We start from the raw sequence: 19,524 nt of genomic DNA, 5'->3' as shown, positions 1-19,524 counted from the left end.
AGGGCGTGTGTCCGGTGTCGACATCCCGTTCGTGGTCTGCGTCAGCGCCGACGTCTCGGTACGGGAACGGGTGGTCCGCCGGCTGGACGACGTAGGGCCGGTGGTGGTCTGCGCCGACCTGGCCGAGTTGCGCGCGATGCTCTTCCCGACGGTGCCGCTGTCGGCCGACGGGGCGGCACCGGAGCTTCCGCCGGTGCGCTGCGGTGACCTCGTCGTCGACGCGGGCGGGCACCTGGTCTCCTGGCGGGGCGACCCACTGGCGCTGACCCGGTTGGAGCGGGAACTGCTGGCCCGGCTGGCCGGCACACCCGGGGCGGTCTGGAGCTACGAGCGGATCTTCGGCTCGGTCTGGGGCGGTGCCTGGCTGGGCGACGCGGCGATCCTGCACTCGGCGGTCAAGCGGCTACGCCGCAAGCTGCGCGCGGTGTCGGGCGGCCCACAGGTGCAGACGGTGCGTGGCGTCGGCTACCGGCTCGCCGTACCGCCCGGGTAGCCGGCCGTCGGCCCGTGACACGATGACCACGTGAGCGGTGCTGTCCAGCCGGGGTACGCCCCACCGACCGGTCCGTCCGAGCCCGCCCGGCGGCGTCGCCGGGCGCGCTGGCTGCTGGCCGCGACCGTGGCCTGGGCGGTGCTGCTGGGCGCGCTCACCTGGTGGTCGGTGCGGCACGACGCCCCGACGGTGCGGGAGCAGCGCACCCTGGCCGAGGCCGGCCCGGTGGTGGACCGGGCACTCGGCGAACTGGTCGCGGCGGTCGGCGACGGCGCCTGGGCGCTGACCGGGCCGCAGGTCGACCGGGGCTGCCGGATCACCCCGATGTCCGACGGCGCGGCCCTGCGCCGGGGGCTGGACGTGCTGGTCGCCGAGGGCGGTGAGCGGGCGTTGCTGGAGCGGGTCGCCGACCGGCTGCCGGCCGACTGGCGGGCCGGCGTGCGGGCCGGCTCGTCGGGGCCCCGGCTGCGCGCCGACGCGGGGGAGTTCGTCGCCGTCGAGGGACGGGTCACCAGCGGCGGGCGGGTCCGGCTGACCGCCGACACCGGCTGCCGTCCGACCGGGGCCGGTTATCCCGCCCCGCCGGCCGCCCCCGCCGACCCGGCGCTGGACGCGGCGCTGCGGGCGCTGGGACGTCCGGCGCAGGGTGCCCCCGAGCTGGTCACCGCGCCCTGCCCCACCGGCGGCACGGCCCGTACCGTCGCCGTCGCGGCCGGTGCCGCACCGGTGTCGCTAGCCGGGCTCCGGCCGCTGGCCGGCGGCCCTCCGGTGGCCGACCTGCCCGAGGTGTACGCCTACCGCAGCGGCCCGGTCACCGTGCTGGCCGACGGTACCGGTGAGCGGGTACGCGTCTCCACCTCCACCGGCTGCCCCGCCTGACCCAGTTCCACCAGCGCCCCCGCCAGCCCTGCCGCCGTGGTCGGTCCTGCCGTCCTGGCCCGCTCTACTGCCGTGGCTGGTGCTGCCGTCGTGGCTTGCTCTGCTGTCGTGGCCCGTGCGGCGACGTCGGGACCATCCCATGATCGTGCTCGAACCAGGATGTAGTGGTATCCCGGCGTCCCGAGGCCACTACATCCTGGAAGTAGCACGATCTTGCGGCGGGCGGCGGGCGGCGGGCGGCGGGCGGCGGGCGGCGGGCGGCGGGCGGCGGGCGGCGGCGGGGCGGGCGGCGGTGCGGCGGCGGGGCGGCGCGGGGCGGCGGCGCGGCGCGGGGCGGTGCGGCGGCGGGGTAGCGCGGGCGGCGGGAGTGATGCGGCGGTGTGGGCAGTGCGGCGGTGTGGGCAGTGCGGTGGCGGGGGTGGTGCGGCGGTGCGGGCGGGTTGTCAGTGGCCGCGGTGTTCGTCGTGGGGGCCGCGACTGCGGCCGAGGGCGTCGACCCGGCCCCACCGGCCCGGGATGTCCAGCAGTTCGACCCGGCCCATGCCCTCCGGCACCAGGGGGTCGATGATCAGGTGTTCGCCCTGCGGCTCCAGTCCGAGCATGACCCGCAGCAGCAGCAGGGGCGTGCCGGCGGACCAGGCCTGCGGGCTGCACGCGGTCGGGTACTGCACCGGGTAGTCGGTGAGGCCGCGTTCGTAGCCGGCGAACGCCTCGGGTAGCCGTCCGTCGAAGTAGCGCGAGGCGCTGAGCATCGCCTCGCAGATCCGGCCGGCCTCGTCGCGGAAGCCGTACCGGGCCAGGCCCCAGGCGATGAAGGCGTTGTCGAAGGGCCACACCGTGCCCACGTGGTAGCCGATCGGGTTGTAGCGGCCCTCCCCGGTGGCGAGGGTGCGTACCCCCCAGCCGGAGAAGAGCCGGGGGCTGAGCAGGTGTTCGGCGATCCGGGCGGCCCGGGGCTCGTCGACGATGCCGCTCCACAGCAGGTGGCCGATGTTGGAGGTGAGCGAGTCGACGTGCCGCCCGTCCGGGTCGAGGGCGAGGGCGTAGTAGTTCTTCTCGGGGATCCAGAAGTCCTTGTTGAAGCGTTCCTTGAGTGCCGCCGCCTCCCGCTCCAGCCGGTCGGCGTACGCCGGGTCGTTCCAGAACTGCCGGGCCATCCGCGCGCCGCGCAGCTTCGCGTCGTAGGCGTACCCCTGGATCTCGCAGGTGGCCCGGGGGAAGCCGGGCAGCCGGCCGTCGGCGTACGAGATGGCGTCCCAGGAGTCCTTCCAGCACTGGTTCTCCAGCCCGGTCTCCGGGTTGCGGGTGCGGTACCAGACGTATCCGGTGCCGAGCAGGTCGCCGTAGCTGTCGATCCAGTCCAGCGCGGCCCGGACGGCGAACTCCAGTTGCTTGACCAGCGCGACGTCGCCGGTCCAGCGCTCGTACTCGTCGAGCAGGATGACGAAGAGCGGGGTCGAGTCGGCCGAGCCGTAGTACGGCGAGTGGGGCTGTTCCTCGAAGCCGGCCGTCTCGCCGTAGCGCAGCTCGTGCAGGATCTTGCCGGGCTCCTCGTCGCGGAAGTCGTCGAGCCGGAACCCCTGGAGCCCGGCCAGCATCATGATCGTCGGCGGGACCAGTTCGGGCAGGAAGGGCAGCGCCTGCAACGAGGTGAAGATGCTGTCCCGCCCGAAGAGGGTCATGAACCAGGGCAGGCCGGCGGCGACCAGCCGGACGCCCAGCGTGATCGACTCGTACCGGAGCGCGGCCAGGTCGTGCAGGCTCTGCCGGTACGCCCCGGCGAGCGGCTCGCAGTCGCAGCCGAGTTTCGGTGCTTGGTCGATCAGTTCGCCCTGCTCGGCGCGGATGACGGCCGGGCTGCGGGTGTTGCCCAACGGGGTGGTTGCCCGGACGTCCTCGCCCCGGGCCCCGTAGATGACCGTGGCCACGGTCAGCCGGGTGCCCCACTCGCCGTGCGGCCCCACCGCGATCGACCAGGTCATGCCGGCCTGGTCGACGTGGGCGTCGGCGGTACTGGAGATCAACGCCTCGCGCTCGAAGGCATCGCGGTGGTAGGTCAGTCGCAGCTCGTTCTCGCCGACGGAGGCGGTGGTCCGGCCCTTCTTCGGCCGCTTGTGCTTGATCTCGAAGAGGTCGGCGAAGTCGGAGCCCATCTCCAGCCGCAGGTTGAACCGCATCTCCCGGCCGGAGTGGTTGAGCACGGTGAGTTCCTCGGTCAGGTCGCCGCCGATCGCCCGGCTGCGGATCACCGACACCTTGGCGTCGAGGTAGTGCGTCGGCTCGCCGGGGACCAGGAAGAAGCGGGTCCGGAAGGAGTGCGCGTCGTCGATGGAGAGGGCGTGCAGCCGTTCCCCGTCGAGGGTGAGCAGCCAGGTGGAGAGGAAGCGGGTGTCGAAGGAGAAGAGCCCGGTGGGGAAGTCGAACGACGGTTCGATGTCCCCACGCCGGTCGCAGACCAGGAAGGTGTTGCCGTCGAGGATGCTGACCCGCTGCTCCATCAGCCCCGTCCCACCTGATCGCGGGCGGTCTCCCGCGGGTCGCGGACGCCGGGCGGGTTGGGGAAGAAGCGGCGGAAGACGAGGAAGAGCATCACGTTCCCGCCGAACGTGCCCTCGTTGCGCAGTACCGCCGAGATGCCCTGGGCGCGCCCGGTGACCAGCCGTTCGAAGAGGTCGGCGCTGCTGTGCCAGATGGCGTCCGCCGGGCCTCGGGCCCGGTTCACCACCACCTTGCCGGGGCCGAGTTGGACCAGCCAGTGGTCGGTGCGGTTGCCGGTGGTGAGGTCGATCTGGAGCGTCCCGGTGATGGGGGCACGCAGCACCGCCGGGGCGCGCGCCGGCAGCGATGCGAAGAACTCATCCGTCGCCTCGTTCACATCCGAATGGTAGGCAGTGAGCCGACAAATAGGTTCAGTATCGGCACACCGCGCAGATCGGACGGGAAGCCCGGGCCGATCGGTGGACGTCGGCTGGTCGGTGGAGCCGGCCGGTCAGTAGACCAGCGCCTGGGCCCCGTCGGCCGTCGCCTCCTCGACGAAGACCGCCGCGCCGGCGATCCGGACCCCTGGCAGCACGTCGTCCGGGCCGATCTCCCGGCGGGCCGCGCACTGGGTGCACGCGGTCACCCGGCCCGTGGTCAGGATGACGTGCAGCAGCTCGGCCAGCGGCGCGGAGTGCGGCAGCTCGAACTGCTCGGCCCGCCCGGGCAGGGCGAACCAGGTGGACTCGCCGGTCAGCCAGAGCGACACCTCCACCCCGGCGGCAGCGGCGGTGGCGGCGACCGTGAATGCCTGGGCGCACCGTTCCGGCGCGTCCGCGCCGGCGGTGGCCTTGACGACCAGAGTGCGGGCCATGGTGCCCAGCATAGAATGACCATGATGGTTACCGAGATCGGGTTCGTCAGCCTGCTGGTCGCGGGCCTGGGCGCGCTCGCCGGTGGCCTGGTCTACCTGGCCGTACGCATGTCGAGAGGACGTTGGTGAGCGCGAGGAGTGAGCCGGGTCTACGAGCCCCGCAGTCGCGAACGAAGAAGGACGGAGCGACCGGTGAGCGATGAGAACCCGCTCCAGCCGCCGTGGTTGAACGCGCCGCCGGTCGAGGAGTACCCGTACGAGGAGAGCCACGACCTGCGGGTCGGCCCGAAGCTGCACCCCGCCCTCGACGGCCTGCTGCCGTACGTCGGGGTGTGGCGCGGCCGGGGCCGGGGCGGCTTCCCCACCATCGAGGACTTCGACTACGCCCAGGAGATCCGGATCAGCCACGACGGCCGGCCGTTCCTGTTCTACGAGTCCCGGGCCTGGCTCCTCGACGAGCAGAGCCGGCCCGTCCGCCCGGCCGGGCGTGAGGTGGGCTGGTGGCGTCCGGTGCTCGACGGCGACCGCGCCACCGACGAGCTGGAAGCCCTGATGACCACCCCCACCGGCATCATGGAGCTGCACATCGGCAAGCGGACGGGCACCCAGATCGAGTTCGCCACCGACGCGGTGGTGCGCACCGCCACCGCCAAGGAGGTGACGGCGGGCGCCCGGCTCTTCGGCATCGTCGAGGGCGCGCTCCTCTACGCCCAGGAGATGGCGGCCGTGGGCCACGGTCTCTCCCCGCACCTCTCCGCCCGGCTGACCCGGGTGGCGGGCTGAGGCGTCAGGGCAGCGGGAAGGCCAGCAGCTCCTGGAGCCGCCCGGTGTGGGGGGCGGGCCGCCGGGCGACGCCGTCCAGCGTCCTGACCTCCACCAGGCCGCGCACCGACGAGGTCAGCCAGACACCCCCGGCGGCCCGCAGCCCGTCCGGGGTGACCATCCGTTCGGCGGCGCCGAGGCCCACCTCGGCGGCGTGCCCGAGCAGCCAGGCGCAGGTGGTGCCGGGCAGGATGCCGGTGCTGGCGGCCGGCACCGTGCAGAGCGTGTCGCCGTCCAGCCAGACGACGTTCGCGCTCGGCCCCTCCAGCAGGTAGCCGTCGGAGGAGACCCAGAGCACGTCGTCCACCCCGTTGCGGGCCGCCCAGCGTCGGGCGGCGCTGCTGTGCCCGTACGAGGTGGACTTGATGCCGGCGGGGAGCCAGCCCAGTTCGGGCCGGGCCGTCGCCGGCACCCCGAGGGGTAGGGTGGCGACGGTCACCCCGTCCCGCCGGGCCCGCTTCGCGCTGGCCCGGACCTCGCCCAGGGTGGCGTAGACGGTGGGCAGCCCGCCGCCCTCCGGCCCCCGGGTGCAGACCAGCCGCAACGTGCCCTCCACCGGGGCGGGCCAGCCGTCGCTGACGCTGTCCAGCAGCTCCACCAGCGCCTCGTCCGGGGGCAGCGGCAACTCCACGGCGGCGGCGCCGGCCCGGAGCCGGGCCAGGTGCGCGGTGCGCAGCCAGGGGCGTCCGCCGCGCAGGTGCATGGTCTCGAACAACCCGTCCCCGTGCAGCACGCCCAGGTCGTCGCCGCGCAGCACCGGCTCGGTCGGCGGGACGACGCCCCGGCCGAGCACGGCGATCCTCGATGCCACCATGACCGCCCAGCCTAGTGGCCCACCGGTCACCCGGCGGGGGCCCGGCGGGGGCCGAACTATGATCGGACGGTGTCCGAATCCTCCCTCGCGGAAATGCTCCGCTCCCGTGGGCTGCGGCTGACGGCGCAGCGGCAACTCGTCCTCCAGGCTGTGCTGGACCTGGGGCACGCCACCCCGGAGCAGGTGCACACCGCGGTCCGGGAGGTCGCCGCCGGGGTCAACATCACCACCATCTACCGAACGCTGGAACTGCTGGAACGGCTCGGGCTGGTGACCCACACCCACCTGTCGCACGGTTCGCCGACCTACCACGCCGCCGGCGAGCACCAGCACGTCCACCTGGTCTGCCGGGAGTGCGGCGCGGTCGACGAGATCGACCCGGAACTGCTCCGGCCGCTGGCCGACCGGCTCGCGACGGAGCGGGGCTTCCGGGTGGACATCGGGCACGTGGCGCTCTTCGGCGTCTGCGGCAACTGTGAGGACGGGGAACCGACATGATCGACATCGCGGGAGCGGTGGCCGTCGAGGCGATCGACGAGGCCAGCCGGGACCAGCCGGATCCGGAGCACCGGGCGGCCGGCGTCCGGGGCGTCGCGGCGCACTACGGCGACCCGATGCGGGAGCAGCGCACCCTGACCACCGGGGTCGGCCTGGTGGACCGCTCGCACCGGGGCGTGGTCGCCGTCTCCGGCCCGGACCGGATCGGCTGGCTGCACACCCTGACCAGCCAGCACCTCGCCGCGCTACGGCCCTGGCAGGGCACCGAGCTGCTGGTGCTCAGCCCGCACGGGCACGTCGAGCAGCACGCCATGGTCGCCGAGGACGGCGAGACCACCTGGCTGGACACCGAGCCGGGGCTGACCGCCGGGCTGCTGACGTACCTGGAGAAGATGCGGTTCTTCAGCCAGGTGGAGCCGCGCGACGCCACCCCGGACCACGCGCTGCTGTCGCTGGTCGGGCCGGAGGCGGCCGGGGCGGTCGCGGCGCTCGGCGTCACCGGCCTCGCCGCACCCGACGCGGTCGCGGTGCCGGGTCCGAAGTTCCGCTCCGGCGAGCTGCCGTCCCGACCCACCGTCGGGTACGACCTGAAGCCGCTGGCCGTCGGCGGCTGGGCCCGGCGGGGCCCGCTCGGGGTGGACCTGCTGGTGCCCCGGCCCGCCCTCGACCAGGTCGTCGCCGAGCTGCGCGGCAACGGGGTCCCGCTGGCCGGGCTGTGGGCGTACGAGGCGGTGCGGGTGGCCGCCCGGCGAGCCCGGGTCGGGGTGGACACCGACCACCGCACCATCCCCGCCGAGGTGGGCCTGATCGCCCCGGCGGTGCACCTGGAGAAGGGCTGCTACCGGGGGCAGGAGACGGTCGCCCGGGTGCACAACATGGGCCGGCCGCCGCGTCGACTCGTCCTGCTGCACCTGGACGGGGTGACCACCGACCAGCTTCCGGCCGCCGGCACCCCGGTCACCCTGGACGGCCGGGCGGTCGGCTTCGTGGGCACGGCGGTGCACCACTACGAGTGGGGGCAGGTCGCGCTCGCCGTGGTCAAGCGCAACGTCGGCGACGACGCCCGGCTGCTGGTCGGGGAGACCGCCGCCGCGATCGATCTGGAGTAAGTGTCTCGCGCCCGTGCCCAGAAAACCGGAAGGTTTTCTCTTCTGTCGGGTGAGGCAGTGATTCTTCCCGTCCTGGCTGGCTCCGGCCGTCGACTGGAGCCGGCCGGGGCGGCTACGATCGCCGGCATGACGACAGGGACGTTGATCACGGTTGCCCCGACCGGCGCGGAGTCGGCCAAGGCGGAGGTGCCGGCGCTGCCGGTGACCCTCGACGAGCTGCTGCTGACCGCCAAGGAGTGCGAGGCGCTCGGCGCGGCCGTGATCCACGTCCACATCCGGGACGACCAGGCGAGGCCCACCCTCGACCAGGGCCGGCTGCGGGAGACCGTGACGGCGCTGCGGGAGGGCACCGACCTGATCGTGCAGCTCTCCTCCGGCGGCGCGGTCACCGACCCGGAGGCCGACCGGCTGGCCGTGCTGGACGCCGCGCCGGACATGGCCTCCTGCACGATGGGCACGGTCAACTTCGGCGACGACGTGTTCCTCAACCGCTGGGAGTTCATCGTCGACCTGCACACCCGGATGCAGGAGCGCGGCATCGTGCCCGAGTACGAGATCTTCGACCTGGGTCACCTCACCGCGTTGCAGCGCCTGCTCGGTCGGTACGGGCTGCCGCACGGCGGGCACGTGCACGTCGACTTCGTGATGGGTGTGCCGGGCGGGATGCCGGGCACCACCGGCACCCTGGTCGCCGCCCAGCAGATGCTGCGTGACCTGCCCGAGGGCACCACCTTCTCGGCCACCGGCGTCGGCCGCAGCACCATCCCGGTGATGCTGGCCTCGCTCTCGACCGGCGGTCACCTCCGGGTCGGGATGGAGGACACCGTGACCTACGCCAAGGGTCGCCCGGTGGAGTCCAACATGCAGTTGGTCGCTCGCGCGGTCGGTTTCGCGCAGCTCGCCCAGCGTCCGCCGCTGACCACCGCCGAGGCCCGCCGGCTGCTCGGCTGGTAAGTCCCGCTCCGCCCGGCACCCCTGTACGCCGGTGGACGATGCCGCTGGTCACCCCGGTGTCGGCTCTGCCGGCCCCGTCGGTACCTTCCACTCGTGGCAACGACGTACGAGGGCGGCACGCCGCTCGCCGAGGTGGTCCGGTCCGGGTTCGTGGAGGGCATGCACCGCGGCTCGGTGGTGGTGCTCGACGCCGCCGGTGCGCCGGTGGCCGGGGCGGGGGACGTGACCTCCCCGGTCTTTCCCCGTTCGTCGAGCAAGCCGATGCAGGCGGTCGGGATGCTCCGGGCCGGCCTGGCGCTCACCGACCCGGCCGACGTGGCGCTCGTCTCGGCCAGCCACGCCGGCGAGGACTTCCACCTGGCCCGGGTGTCGGCCCTGCTGCGGGCGGCCGGGCTGGACCAGGACGCGCTGCACTGCCCGCCCGACCTGCCCTTCGGCGAGGCGGCCCGGGAGGCCGTGCTGCGGGCCGGTGGCGGGCCGAGCCGGCTGGCGATGAACTGCTCGGGCAAGCACACCGGGATGCTGCTGACCTGCCTTGCCGCCGGTTGGCCGCTGGACGGGTACTGGCGGCCGGGGCACCCGTTGCAGCAGGCGCTGACCGCCGCGATCGAGGAGTTCACCGGTGAGCCGGCGGCGGCCGTCGGGGTGGACGGCTGTGGTGCGCCGGTGCTGGCGGTGTCGCTGACCGGGCTGGCCCGGGCGTACCTGCGACTGGTGACGGCGGAACTCGGCACCGTGCCGCGTACGGTGGCGGACGCGATGCGGACCCACCCGGAGTTGGTCGGCGGCACCTGGTCGGACGACACCCGGCTGATGCGCGGCGTACCGGGGGTGCTGGCGAAGATCGGCGCGGAGGGGGTGATCGCCGCCGCCCTGCCCGGCGTCGGCGCGGTCGCCCTCAAGATCGATGACGGTGCCACCCGGGCCCGGATGCCGGTGCTGGTCTCCGCGCTGCGCCGGCTCGGCGTGGACGCCCCCGTGCTGACCGAGTACGCCGAACTGCCGCTGTTCGGCGGCGGCCTGCCGGTGGGGGCGGTCCGCGCCGTCTGGTGACCCGCCTTGATCGACTCCGGATGGCCGAACTGGCGTGACCGAAGAGCTGGGACAGCGCTGTTCGCGCCAAACGGAGTCGATCCCGCCCGCTGGGGCGCGGGCCGTTCAGCCCAGGAAGTCGCGCAGGGCCGTGGCGACCGGCTCGGGGCGTTCGAGCGGCAGCAGGTGGGCGGCGTCCGGCACGTCGGGCAGGCGTACCGCACCGGGGACCTCGGCGGCGATCCGGTCGGCGAGCCGGACGATGTCGGGTACGTCGGCCGCGCCGGCGGTGACCAGCACCGGCAGCCGCAGTTCGCCGAGGCGGTCGATGGCGGGTGGGTCGAGTTCGGCGACGTCGACCGCGCTGAGCGCCTGCTCGGCGGCGAGAGCCCGGCGGTCCAGCTCCTCGGCGAAGGTGACCAGCGCCGGGTCCACGTCCTCCGGCCGGCGGTGCGGCCCGACCACCCAGAACCGGACCTCGCCGGCCGCGCTCGCCGCCAGGTCCTCCGGGTCGACCTCGCCGACCAGGCGTTCCCACAGCTCCTCGGTTTCTTCCGACCACTCGTGGCCGGAGACGGCCGCGCCGAAGAGGGCCAGCGCCGACACCCGATCCGGGTACGCCAGCGCGGTGTCGACCGCCACCGCCCCGCCGAACGAGCAGCCGACCAGGGCCGCCTGCGCGATGCCGAGCGCGTCCAGCGCCGCGACCACGTCGTCGTGGTGTGCGAACGGGTCCGGTGGCAGCGCGGAGTCGCCGTAGCCGCGCAGGTCGAGGGCGATCACCCGATGCCGGTCGGCGAGGGCGGGCAGCACACCGTGCCACATCCGGCGGTCGGCGATGCCGGCGTGCAGCAGCAGCACCGGGCTACCGCTGCCGCTCTCGTCGTACGCCAGGGTGGTCCCGTTGATGTCGAGCTTCTTCGTCACGCCTGCAAGCTACGGACCGGACATCCGGGCCGCAACGCGCTTTGTTACCTCGCTAACTCTGGCAAGCATTTTGCTTGCTGGAGCTAGCAGCGCGGACTACCGTTGGGGTATGGCCGCACCCAAGGATCTACCCGACGTCGGCGGATTCATCCGTGATCTACGCCGGAACGCCAAGATCTCGCTGCGCCAGCTCGCCGAGCAGGCGGGGGTGAGCAATCCCTACCTCAGTCAGATCGAGCGGGGCCTGCGCAAGCCCAGCGCCGAGGTGCTCCAGCAGCTCGCCAGCGCGTTGCGGGTCTCGACGCCCGCGATGTACCTGCGGGCCGGGCTGCTCGACGACAAGGAGGGGCAGGGGGTGCTCGCCGCGATCGCCGTCGACGCCGACCTGACGATGGCGCAGAAGCAGTCACTCAGCCAGATCTACGAGACCTTCCGCCGGGAGAACGCCCGTCTCGCCGAGGCCACCGCCGCCGCCGAGCAGACCGCCGCCACCCCGCCGGACCAGGCCGCCACCGGGGCCGCACCGGCCACGCCGACGACACCAGCGCAGCCCACTGTGTCGACGGAGCCTGCCGTGTCGGCGGAGCCTGTCGTGCCGGCGGAGCCTGTCGTGCCGGCGGAGCCGACCGAGGCGGCGGCCAGTGCCACGCCGGCCGCCACCGGGCCCACCACCCCGGCGGGCACCCCGACTGAGGCCGTTCTCGAATCGGTCGCCGTCACCGAGGCGGGGACCGCACCCGCGCCCACCACCCGTACCCGCACCAGCGAGGCCGCCCCGATCGCGGCCCGGAAGGCCGCCGGAGCGGCCGAGGAGGAACTGTCATGACCCAGCCGAAGACCAACCGCATCCCGGCCCCTCTCTACGCCGCCGCCGGCGCCGGCGAGCTGGCCTACCAGCAGTTGCGCAAGCTCCCGACCGTGGTGACCGAGCTGGGCAACCGGGTCGTCGCCGACGGTGCCAAGGTCGTCACCGAGCTGGGCGGCAAGGCCGTCGTCACCGGCGTCGAGCTGCGCCAGAAGGCCACCGAGACGTTCCGTACCGCCAACCTGACCGCGACCGGCCTGCGCGAGAAGGCCGCCCCGGCCGAGCTGCACCTGGACAAGCTGCGTACGGAGCTGGATCTGGACAGGCTCCGGGCCGAGCTGGACCTGGACAGGCTGCGCGGGGCCGCCACCCGCAACGCCGCCGTCGTACTGGCCGGGGCGCAGGCCGCCCAGGAACGGGCGTTGGCCGCGTACGGCGCGCTGATCGCCCGGGGCGAGCGGGTGGTCGGTGCCGGTGTGCTGGAGGCCGCCGACACCGTCAACGCCGACATCGAGGCCACCGAGGCCACCGTTCCGGCCGAGGCGAGGACCACGATCGGCGAGGACCGTACGCCGGCCCCGGCCGAGGCCGTCGAGGACCGTACGCCCACCCCGGCCGACGTGGCCGAGGTCGTCGAGGCCAAGCCGGCCGCCGCCAAGGCCCCCCGGCCCCGGGCCACCAAGGCCGCCACGGGTCGGGCCACCGACGCCGCCGCCAAGCCGGCCGACAGCCCCTCGGCGAAGCTGCCGAAGACGACGAAGCGGACCCGCCCGGCCGCCGAGTGACGTTCCCCGACACCGACCCCGGAAGCGTCCTGGCGGACGTTTCCGGGGTCGTCGGCATATGCTGGCCGGCATGGCCATCGCCGCGCCGATCTTCGTCTTCGACGTCGTGTTCATCATCGACCGCCTCCTGCTCGTCTTCGCGCTGATCGTGCAGGGCGTCTCCCTGGTGCACGCGATCACCCAGCGGTCGGACGCCTTCCCGGCGATCGGCACCCTGCCCAAGGGCGGCTGGATCGCCATCCTGGCGGTCTGCCTGCTGCTCACCCTGCTCGGGTTCGGCGCGCTGAGCATCTTCGGGCTGATCGGCATCGCGGCCGGCCTGATCTACCTGCTCGACGTCCGGGTCGGGCTGCGTGACCTGCACGACGGCAAAGGGTTCTGGTGAGGGGTTTCCGCTGGCCCCCACCGCCGGACGGCGGACCCCGCACCTGGGGGCCGGGGCCGGGCGCGCCGCGCACCGGGCGTCCCGCCCTGCCCGAACCGGAGACCGAACTGGTCGCCACCCCGCACGACGTACACCTGGAACGGCTGGTCACCGGCACCGGTGACCCGGTCACCGTCTTCGCCCACGGCCTCGGCAACGGCATCGCTACCACCCGTCCGTTCGGCAGCGCGGTCACCGGCCGCAGGCTCTTCTTCCAGTTCCGGGGGCACGGCCGCTCCGACGCGCCCCCCGGCCCGTGGAGCTACCTCGACCTCGCCCGCGACCTACGCGCCGTGGCGGACCTCGGCGGCGCCACCCGGGCGTTCGGGGCCAGCCTCGGCGCGGGCGCGCTCTGCCGGCTGCTCGCCGACAGCCCGGACCGCTTCGAGAAGCTGGTCTTCTTCCTGCCCGCCGCCCTCGACACCCCGCGTGGCCCGGTGGCCCAGCAGCGGCTGACCGACCTGCTCGACGCGGTGGCGAGCGGCGACGCGTCGGCCGTGGCCGACGTGGTCGCCCTGGAACTGCCGCCGTCGGTCCGCAACTCCCCGGCCGGCTGGGCGTACCTGCGCCAGCGGCTCGACCAACTGCTCCGCGACGGGCTCGCCCCCGGCCTGGCCGACCTGCCCGAGCAGGTGCCGCTGACCGACGCCGGGGTGCTGGCCGGGGTCACCGCCCCGGCACTGGTGATCGGCTGTGTCGGCGACGACCTGCACCCGGCTCACGTGGCCGAGGAGCTGGCCGCCGCGCTGCCGAACGCCACCCTGCACGTGTACGACCGGCCGGGTTTCGCCTGGACCGAACGCGCCGACCTCCGGGAGCGCGTCTCGACCTTCCTCAACGGGTAGCGTCCGGATCGTCGGCTGGCCCCACCTGCCGCCCCGGGGCTCGTCATCTGCGCTGCTTGCCGACCTGCGCTTGCCGACCTGCGCTTGCCCACCTGCGCTTGCCCGCCGAGGACATCACCCCCGGTGCCGATATGCCGCTCCGGCATAAATATGCCGCTCCGGCATATCGGTCAGGGAAGGCTGTCGCCCCCGGGTGAGGTCACTCTGGGTGAGGGCCGTCTGGTTCCGGCTGGCATCCGTCACCCAAACCGGACCTCGGCCGTCAGGTATTGCTGACACGCTCGACGGCATGACGACGACACCGTTGCGAGGAAGGGTCGCGCTGGTGGCCGGGGCGACCCGGGGCGCGGGCCGGCAGATCGCGGTCCAGCTCGGCGCGGCCGGGGCGACGGTCTACGCCACCGGCCGCAGCAGCCGGGCCGGCCGCTCCGAGATGGACCGCCCGGAGACGATCGAGGAGACCGCCGAGCTGGTCACCGCCGCCGGGGGCACCGGCATCGCGGTACGGGTCGACCACCTGGTGCCCGAGCAGGTCCGGGACCTGGTCGCCCGGATCGACGCCGAGCAGGGCCGGCTCGACGTGCTGGTCAACGACGTGTGGGGCAGCGAACACCTGATCACCTGGAACGAACCGGTCTGGAGGCAGCCGCTGGAGCCCGGCTTCCGCACCCTGGAACTGGCCGTGCACAGCCACCTCGTCACCAGCCACCACGCGCTGCCGCTGCTGATCCGCAACCCGGGTGGCCTGGTGGTGGAGATCGGCGACGGCACCACGGCGTACAACGACGCCCACTACCGACTGTCGGTCTTCTACGACCTGGCCAAGGTCTCGGTGAACCGGCTCGCCTTCGCCCAGGCCCGGGAGTTGGAACCGCACGGCTGCACCGCCGTCGCCCTCACCCCGGGCTTCCTCCGTTCCGAGGCGATGCTGGAACACTTCGGCGTCACCGAGGAGAACTGGCGGGACGGCATCGTGATGGATCCGCACTTCGCCATCTCGGAGACCCCGGCGTACGTCGGACGCGCGGTGGCCGCCCTGGCCGCCGACCCGGACCGGGCCCGCTGGAATGGCCGGTCGGTCGACAGCGGCGAGCTGGCCACCGTGTACGGCTTCACCGATCTCGACGGCAGCCGGCCGCAGGGGTTGCGCTACATCGTGGAGGTCGCCGACACCGGCCGGCCGGCCGACGTCACCGGTTACCGCTGAGCGTCCGGCGTCCGGTAGAGGTCGCCCAGCCGCCGGGCCGCGTTCGCCAGCCGGGCCCGCAGCTCCGGCGGGTCGAGCACCTCCACCTCCGGCCCGAGCCGGAGGATCAGGTCGTACGCCACCGGAACGGACTCGACCGGCAGCCGGGTGAGCATCCACCCCTGCCCGTCGGGTGCGCCCGCGCCGGTCACCGCCTCGTCGTACGCGAGGGGGGATTCGGCGGCCCAGCGGAGCGCCCGGATGCCGGCGGGGCTGATCCGGACGGTGATCCGCTCGGTCAACATGCTCCGCAGGAACGCCTCGGCCTGTTCCCGCCAGTGCCCGCCCAGGTCGAAGTCCTCGTCCCGGACGAAGGTCTCCCCGGTCGGCTCGACCCCGACCACCCGGTCCACCCGGTAGGTGCGCACCGCGTCGTCGACCCGGCCGACCAGGTACCACACCCCGTTCTTGAGCACCAGCCCGTACGGCGCGACCCGGCGGGTCACCTCCCGTTCGCCGCGCCGGTAGCGCAGCTCGACGACCCCGTCGCGCCACACCGACCGGGCCAGCTCGGCCAGCCACCGGGGCGGGTCGGACTGCCGGAACCAGCCCGGCACGTCCAGGTGGAAGCGTTGCCCGGTGCGGGCCGGGGCGTCGCGCAGGCTCGGCGGCAGCGCGGCGAGCACCTTCAGCTCGGCGGAGGCCACCGCGTCGGCCAGCCCCATCTCGCTCGCCGGGCCGGGCAGCCCGGCGAGGAACAGCGCCTCCGCCTCGTCCCGGGTCAGCCCGGTCAGCCGGGTCCGGTAGCCGCCGAGCAGCCGGTAGCCGCCGGCCCGACCCCGGTCGGCGTAGACCGGCACCCCGGCGGCGGAGAGCGCCAGCACGTCCCGGTAGACCGTCCGCTCGGAGACCTCCAGCTCGCGGGCCAACTCGCCGGCGGTCATCGTCTCCCGGGACTGCAACAGCAGCACCAGGGAGATCAACCGGGACGCCCGCACCGTCCCATCCTGCCTCCCCGGCCCGAGCGTGCCGTCACCGACCAGTTCGGGTACGAGCGGCCGGCATCCGTCGGTCGGCCGGCGCGGCGCGTCCGGGCGCGGCCGGCCGGGCTGGTCTCCGGCCGCTAGGCTCTGCCATCGTGAACGCACCCCGCAGTATCGCCGCGCCGGTGACCGGCGCGGCCGGCCGGTTCTTCTCCGGAGCGGGCCTGCTCCTGCGCGGCCTCGGACTGTACGTCCGCAGCCCAGGGCTGATGTTGCTCGGTGTGCTGCCGGCGCTTCTGTCCGGGGTGCTCTTCGTCGCCGCGTTCGCCACCCTGATCTACTTCGTCGACGACCTGGCCGCGCTGGTCACCCCGTTCGCCGACGACTGGTCGACCACCCCACGCGGTCTGCTCCGGGTGATCGCCGGGCTGGCCTTCCTCGGGCTGGGCGGGCTGCTCACGGTGGTCGGGTTCACGGCGGTCACCCTGGTCATCGGTGACCCGTTCTATGAGAAGATCTCCGAGCGGGTGGAGGAACGTCTCGGCGGCACCCCGGGGGCGGTGGAGGTGCCGTTCTGGGCGTCGTTGCGGCGCAGCGTCGTCGACTCGCTGCGGTTGGTCGGCCTGTCGGTGCTGTTCGGCATCCCGCTCTTCGCGGCCGGGTTCATCCCGGTGGTCGGGCAGACCGTGGTGCCGGTGATCGGTGCGACGGTGGGCGGCTGGCTGCTCGCCGTGGAGCTGGTCGGTGCGCCGTTCTCCCGGCGTGGGCTGCGGCTGCCGGACCGCCGGGCCCGGCTGAAGGCCGACCGGGCCACCACCCTCGGGTTCGGCGTGGCGGTCTTCGTCTGTTTCCTGATCCCGCTGGGCGCGGTGCTGATCATGCCGGCCGCGGTGGCCGGCGCCGCCCTGCTCGCCCGCCGGTCGCTGGGCCAGCACATCCAGGAGGGCTGAGCTGGACGGCGACCCAGGACCGGGTCGGCAGGCGCAGAGCGGCCGGTAGCCCGAGGCGGTACGGGTCGACCGGCGGTGGTGGGGGCGGTCAGGCGGACTCCCGGACGATCAGCTCCGTCGGCAGCACCACCGCCCGTTCGACCTCCTCGCCGGCCGCCAGCGCCAGCAGCAGTCGGGTCATCTGCCGGCCCAGCTCGACTATCGGCTGCCGGATGGTGGTCAGCGGCGGCTCGGTGTAGGCGGCCGTCTCGATGTCGTCGAAGCCGATCACCGCGACGTCGTCCGGCACCCGGCGGCCCGCCTCGCGCAGCGTCCGCAGGGCGGCGTGCGCCATCAGGTCGGAGGCGGCGAAGACCGCGTCCAGGTCGGGGTGCGCGGCGAGCAGTTCCCGCATCGCCGTCGCCCCGGACTCCCGGGTGAAGTCGCCGTACGCGACCAGCTCCGGCAGGCCGGCGGCGGCCACCGTGTCCCGGTAGCCGGCGAACCGTTCGATGCCGGCCACCATGTCCTGCGGGCCGGCGATGGTGGCGATCCGTCGGCGGCCGTTGCGGATCAGGTGGCGGGTCGCCTCGGTGACCCCGCCGACGTGGTCGACGTCGACGTACGGCACCTCGGCGGCGTCGAGCGGACGGCCGCTGCACACCACCGGGATGCCCAACCGGGCCAGCCGGCCGGGGAGCGGGTCCTCGCCGTGCAGCGAGGCGAAGAGCACCCCGTCCACGTGTCGGCCGGTGGTGTACCGCTCCACCCGGTCGTGCCCGGCCGGGGAACCGGCCAGCATCAGCACCAGTTGCTTGTCGGCCGCCTCCAACTCCTGGGCCGCGCCCCGGATGATCCCGGGGAAGACCTGGTCGTCGGAGAAGACCCGGGTGGCCGCCTCCGGCATCACCAGGGCGATCGAGTCGGTGCGCTGGGTGACCAGGCTGCGGGCGGCCAGGTTCGGCACGTACCCCAGCTCGGCCACCGCCCGGTGGACCGCCTCCCGGATCGGCTCGGCGACGGTGGTGGAGCCGTTCACCACCCTGGAGACGGTCGCCCGGGACACGCCGGCCCGCCGGGCGACCGCCTCCAGGGTGGGCCGTTGTGCCGTCGTCATGCCCGTTACCACCATCTCGTCACAGCCCGTTCCGGGAGATCACCTCCTGGTACCACCGGGCGCTGGACTTCGGTGTGCGCCGCTGGGTCAGGTAGTCGACGTGGACGATCCCGAACCGCTTCCGGTAGCCCTCGGCCCACTCGAAGTTGTCCAGCAACGACCATACGAGATAGCCGCGCAGGTCGACTCCGCGGGCGATGGCCTCGTGTGCCGCGCGCAGGTGGCCGTCCAGGTAGGCGATCCGGTCGGCATCGACGATCTGGCCCAGCCCGTCGGGCCCCTCGGCGCCGGTCTTGTCGGGGAACGCGCCGCCGTTCTCGGTGATCAGCAGCGGCAGCCCCGGGTAGTCGGTGGCGATCCGCTCCAGCAGCCGGGTCAGCCCGGCCGGTTCGATCATCCAGCCCATCTCGGTCAGCGGGCCGGTGGCCGGGAGGAACTCCACCGCACCCTCGGTGCCCGGCCAGGCGCTGCCGCCCTTCCCGTCGGGGCGGCCGGCGACGTAGGTGGGGGCGTAGAAGTTCACCCCGAGCAGGTCGATCGGCGCGGCGACGATCTTCTCGTCGCCGGCCCGGATGAACGTGGGTGCGACCATCCGGCCCACGTGTTCCAGCACGTCCGGCGGGTAGCCGGCACCGGTCAGCGGGTCCAGGAAGATCCGGTTCTGGAGGCCGTCGACCAGCCGTACCGCCGCCGCGTCGGCGGCGCTGGCCGGGTCGGCGGGCTGCACGTCGGCCGGGTTGAGGGTGATCCCGATGGTCTGCGCGCCGGCCGCGCGCAGCGCGCGGGTGGCCAGGCCGTGCCCCAGCAGCAGGTGGTGTACGGCGCGGAAGGCCGCCCCGGCGTCCTGCTCGCCGGGGGCGTGCACCCCGTTGCCGTAGCCGAGGTACGCCGAGCACCACGGCTCGTTGAGCGTGGTCCAGGTGCGGACCCGGTCGCCGAGCCGGGAGTACACGGCCAGCGCGTAGTCGGCGAAGTGTTCGGCGGTCTCCCGGCTGGTCCAGCCGCCCCGGTCCTGCAACGTCTGCGGCAGGTCCCAGTGGTAGAGGGTGACGATCGGGTCGATGCCCCGGTCGAGCAGCGTGTCGGTCAACCGGTCGTAGAAGTCCAGGCCGCGCGGGTTGACCGGGCCGGTGCCGTCCGGCCGGATCCGGGGCCAGGCCACCGAGAACCGGTACGCGGCCAGCCCCAGCTCGGCCATCAGCGCCACGTCGTCGGCGTACCGGTGGTAGTGGTCGCAGGCCACGTCGCCGGTGTGGCCCTGGTGCACCTTCCCCGGCGTACGGCTGAAGGTGTCCCAGATGGACTCGCCGCGCCCGTCGTCGCGGACCGCGCCCTCGATCTGGTACGCGGCGGTGGCCGCGCCCCAGACGAAGTCTTCGGGGAATCGGAGCTCGCTCACGCCTTGACCGCACCTTCCGTGATGCCGCCGACGATCGGGCGGCCCAACACGACGAAAACCAGCGGCAGCGGCAGGGTCGCGATCGCCGTGCCGGTCAACCCCTGCGACATCTTTCGGTAGTACCCGTCGGGCCGGGCTCGCAACGACCGTTGCGTGGTCGGGCACTCCGGA

The 19,524-nt window shown here is 73.8% G+C and carries 22 protein-coding genes; 14 read left to right on the top strand and 8 right to left on the bottom strand.

Annotated elements, in window-relative coordinates; all coding sequences use genetic code 11:
* Positions 1–7 precede the first annotated feature (7 nt).
* Together ACIQG9_RS07460 and ACIQG9_RS07455 are read left to right on the top strand one after the other, a co-directional pair.
* Entirely contained in the window at positions 8–493 is a 486-nt protein-coding gene (locus ACIQG9_RS07460; protein ID WP_400399055.1) for a winged helix-turn-helix domain-containing protein, read from the top strand.
* Between the two features lie 30 nt (positions 494–523).
* The gene (locus ACIQG9_RS07455; protein WP_400399054.1) at positions 524–1,372 is read left to right on the top strand and encodes a hypothetical protein; all 849 of its coding nucleotides are present in this window, start codon (positions 524–526) and stop codon (positions 1,370–1,372) included.
* Positions 1,373–1,815: 443 nt separating this feature from the next.
* On the opposite strand, the gene ACIQG9_RS07450 is transcribed toward ACIQG9_RS07455, so the two are convergent.
* The 3 genes from ACIQG9_RS07450 to ACIQG9_RS07440 form a co-directional block, all read right to left on the bottom strand.
* On the bottom strand, positions 1,816–3,870 hold the full coding sequence (locus ACIQG9_RS07450; RefSeq protein WP_400399053.1) for a glycogen debranching N-terminal domain-containing protein: 2,055 nt from the start codon (positions 3,868–3,870) through the stop codon (positions 1,816–1,818).
* Positions 3,870–4,247, bottom strand: a complete 378-nt coding sequence (locus ACIQG9_RS07445) for an SCP2 sterol-binding domain-containing protein (protein WP_400399052.1) — start codon at positions 4,245–4,247, stop codon at positions 3,870–3,872. Before ACIQG9_RS07445 ends, ACIQG9_RS07450 begins: the two co-directional genes overlap by 1 nt.
* A 114-nt stretch (positions 4,248–4,361) precedes the next feature.
* Positions 4,362–4,736, bottom strand: coding sequence for a DsrE family protein (locus tag ACIQG9_RS07440; RefSeq protein WP_400399051.1), 375 nt, complete (start codon positions 4,734–4,736; stop codon positions 4,362–4,364).
* Positions 4,737–4,748: 12 nt separating this feature from the next.
* On the opposite strand from ACIQG9_RS07440, the gene mtfM reads away from it, so the two are divergent.
* Positions 4,749–4,853 carry a small membrane protein MtfM gene (gene mtfM / locus ACIQG9_RS07435; RefSeq protein WP_036376929.1) on the top strand — a complete coding sequence of 35 codons (105 nt, stop codon included), beginning with the start codon at positions 4,749–4,751 and terminating at the stop codon, positions 4,851–4,853.
* A 63-nt stretch (positions 4,854–4,916) separates the two neighbouring features.
* A complete protein-coding gene (locus ACIQG9_RS07430; protein ID WP_400399050.1) occupies positions 4,917–5,507 on the top strand; it encodes an FABP family protein in 591 nt (196 codons plus the stop codon).
* Between the two features lie 4 nt (positions 5,508–5,511).
* Here the strand turns inward: ACIQG9_RS07430 and ACIQG9_RS07425 are convergent, their stop codons facing one another.
* Entirely contained in the window at positions 5,512–6,360 is an 849-nt protein-coding gene (locus tag ACIQG9_RS07425) for an aminotransferase class IV (RefSeq protein ID WP_400399049.1), read from the bottom strand.
* A 93-nt stretch (positions 6,361–6,453) separates the two neighbouring features.
* Here ACIQG9_RS07425 and ACIQG9_RS07420 point away from each other — a divergent pair, with 93 nt between their 5' ends.
* The 4 genes from ACIQG9_RS07420 (at position 6,454) to ACIQG9_RS07405 (ending at position 9,974) form a co-directional block, all read left to right on the top strand.
* Entirely contained in the window at positions 6,454–6,858 is a 405-nt protein-coding gene (locus ACIQG9_RS07420; RefSeq protein WP_400399287.1) for a Fur family transcriptional regulator, read from the top strand.
* Entirely contained in the window at positions 6,855–7,967 is a 1,113-nt protein-coding gene (locus ACIQG9_RS07415) for a YgfZ/GcvT domain-containing protein (RefSeq protein ID WP_400399048.1), read from the top strand. The genes ACIQG9_RS07420 and ACIQG9_RS07415 overlap by 4 nt, the downstream gene beginning before the upstream one ends.
* Before the next feature lie 126 nt (positions 7,968–8,093).
* The gene (locus ACIQG9_RS07410) at positions 8,094–8,921 is read left to right on the top strand and encodes a 3-keto-5-aminohexanoate cleavage protein (protein WP_400399047.1); all 828 of its coding nucleotides are present in this window, start codon (positions 8,094–8,096) and stop codon (positions 8,919–8,921) included.
* A 93-nt stretch (positions 8,922–9,014) separates the two neighbouring features.
* Positions 9,015–9,974: an asparaginase gene (locus ACIQG9_RS07405; RefSeq protein ID WP_400399046.1), complete on the top strand. Its 960-nt coding sequence runs from the start codon at positions 9,015–9,017 to the stop codon at positions 9,972–9,974.
* A gap of 105 nt (positions 9,975–10,079) precedes the next feature.
* Here ACIQG9_RS07405 and ACIQG9_RS07400 read toward each other — a convergent pair whose 3' ends face one another.
* Entirely contained in the window at positions 10,080–10,880 is an 801-nt protein-coding gene (locus ACIQG9_RS07400; RefSeq protein ID WP_400399045.1) for an alpha/beta fold hydrolase, read from the bottom strand.
* 109 nt (positions 10,881–10,989) lie between these two features.
* On the opposite strand from ACIQG9_RS07400, the gene ACIQG9_RS07395 reads away from it, so the two are divergent.
* From ACIQG9_RS07395 to ACIQG9_RS07375, 5 genes are all read left to right on the top strand, one after another.
* Positions 10,990–11,706, top strand: coding sequence for a helix-turn-helix domain-containing protein (locus tag ACIQG9_RS07395; RefSeq protein WP_400399044.1), 717 nt, complete (start codon positions 10,990–10,992; stop codon positions 11,704–11,706).
* Positions 11,703–12,470 (top strand): hypothetical protein, encoded by a 768-nt coding sequence (locus ACIQG9_RS07390; protein WP_400399043.1) that lies wholly within the window; start codon positions 11,703–11,705, stop codon positions 12,468–12,470. Before ACIQG9_RS07395 ends, ACIQG9_RS07390 begins: the two co-directional genes overlap by 4 nt.
* A gap of 70 nt (positions 12,471–12,540) precedes the next feature.
* Positions 12,541–12,855 carry a DUF2516 family protein gene (locus tag ACIQG9_RS07385; RefSeq protein WP_400399042.1) on the top strand — a complete coding sequence of 105 codons (315 nt, stop codon included), beginning with the start codon at positions 12,541–12,543 and terminating at the stop codon, positions 12,853–12,855.
* The gene (locus ACIQG9_RS07380) at positions 12,852–13,739 is read left to right on the top strand and encodes an alpha/beta fold hydrolase (protein ID WP_400399041.1); all 888 of its coding nucleotides are present in this window, start codon (positions 12,852–12,854) and stop codon (positions 13,737–13,739) included. The genes ACIQG9_RS07385 and ACIQG9_RS07380 overlap by 4 nt, the downstream gene beginning before the upstream one ends.
* Before the next feature lie 289 nt (positions 13,740–14,028).
* Complete coding sequence (locus tag ACIQG9_RS07375) at positions 14,029–14,946, top strand: SDR family oxidoreductase (protein ID WP_400399040.1); 918 nt, start codon at positions 14,029–14,031, stop codon at positions 14,944–14,946.
* Here the strand turns inward: ACIQG9_RS07375 and ACIQG9_RS07370 are convergent.
* Complete coding sequence (locus ACIQG9_RS07370) at positions 14,937–15,923, bottom strand: helix-turn-helix transcriptional regulator (protein ID WP_400399039.1); 987 nt, start codon at positions 15,921–15,923, stop codon at positions 14,937–14,939. The two genes, ACIQG9_RS07375 and ACIQG9_RS07370, sit on opposite strands and share 10 nt — an antisense overlap.
* Before the next feature lie 140 nt (positions 15,924–16,063).
* Here ACIQG9_RS07370 and ACIQG9_RS07365 point away from each other — a divergent pair, with 140 nt between their 5' ends.
* Positions 16,064–16,858 (top strand): EI24 domain-containing protein, encoded by a 795-nt coding sequence (locus tag ACIQG9_RS07365; RefSeq protein WP_400399038.1) that lies wholly within the window; start codon positions 16,064–16,066, stop codon positions 16,856–16,858.
* A gap of 88 nt (positions 16,859–16,946) precedes the next feature.
* Here the strand turns inward: ACIQG9_RS07365 and ACIQG9_RS07360 are convergent, their stop codons facing one another.
* Positions 16,947–17,954: a LacI family DNA-binding transcriptional regulator gene (locus ACIQG9_RS07360; RefSeq protein ID WP_400399037.1), complete on the bottom strand. Its 1,008-nt coding sequence runs from the start codon at positions 17,952–17,954 to the stop codon at positions 16,947–16,949.
* A gap of 19 nt (positions 17,955–17,973) precedes the next feature.
* Entirely contained in the window at positions 17,974–19,353 is a 1,380-nt protein-coding gene (locus tag ACIQG9_RS07355; protein ID WP_400399036.1) for a GH1 family beta-glucosidase, read from the bottom strand.
* Positions 19,354–19,524 lie beyond the last annotated feature (171 nt).

The organism is Micromonospora sp. NPDC092111 (assembly GCF_044755745.1).
GTDB lineage: Bacteria > Actinomycetota > Actinomycetes > Mycobacteriales > Micromonosporaceae > Micromonospora.
The sequence above is the reverse complement of the archived record's forward strand: the minus strand, read 5'-3'. Positions and strand labels throughout refer to the sequence as shown.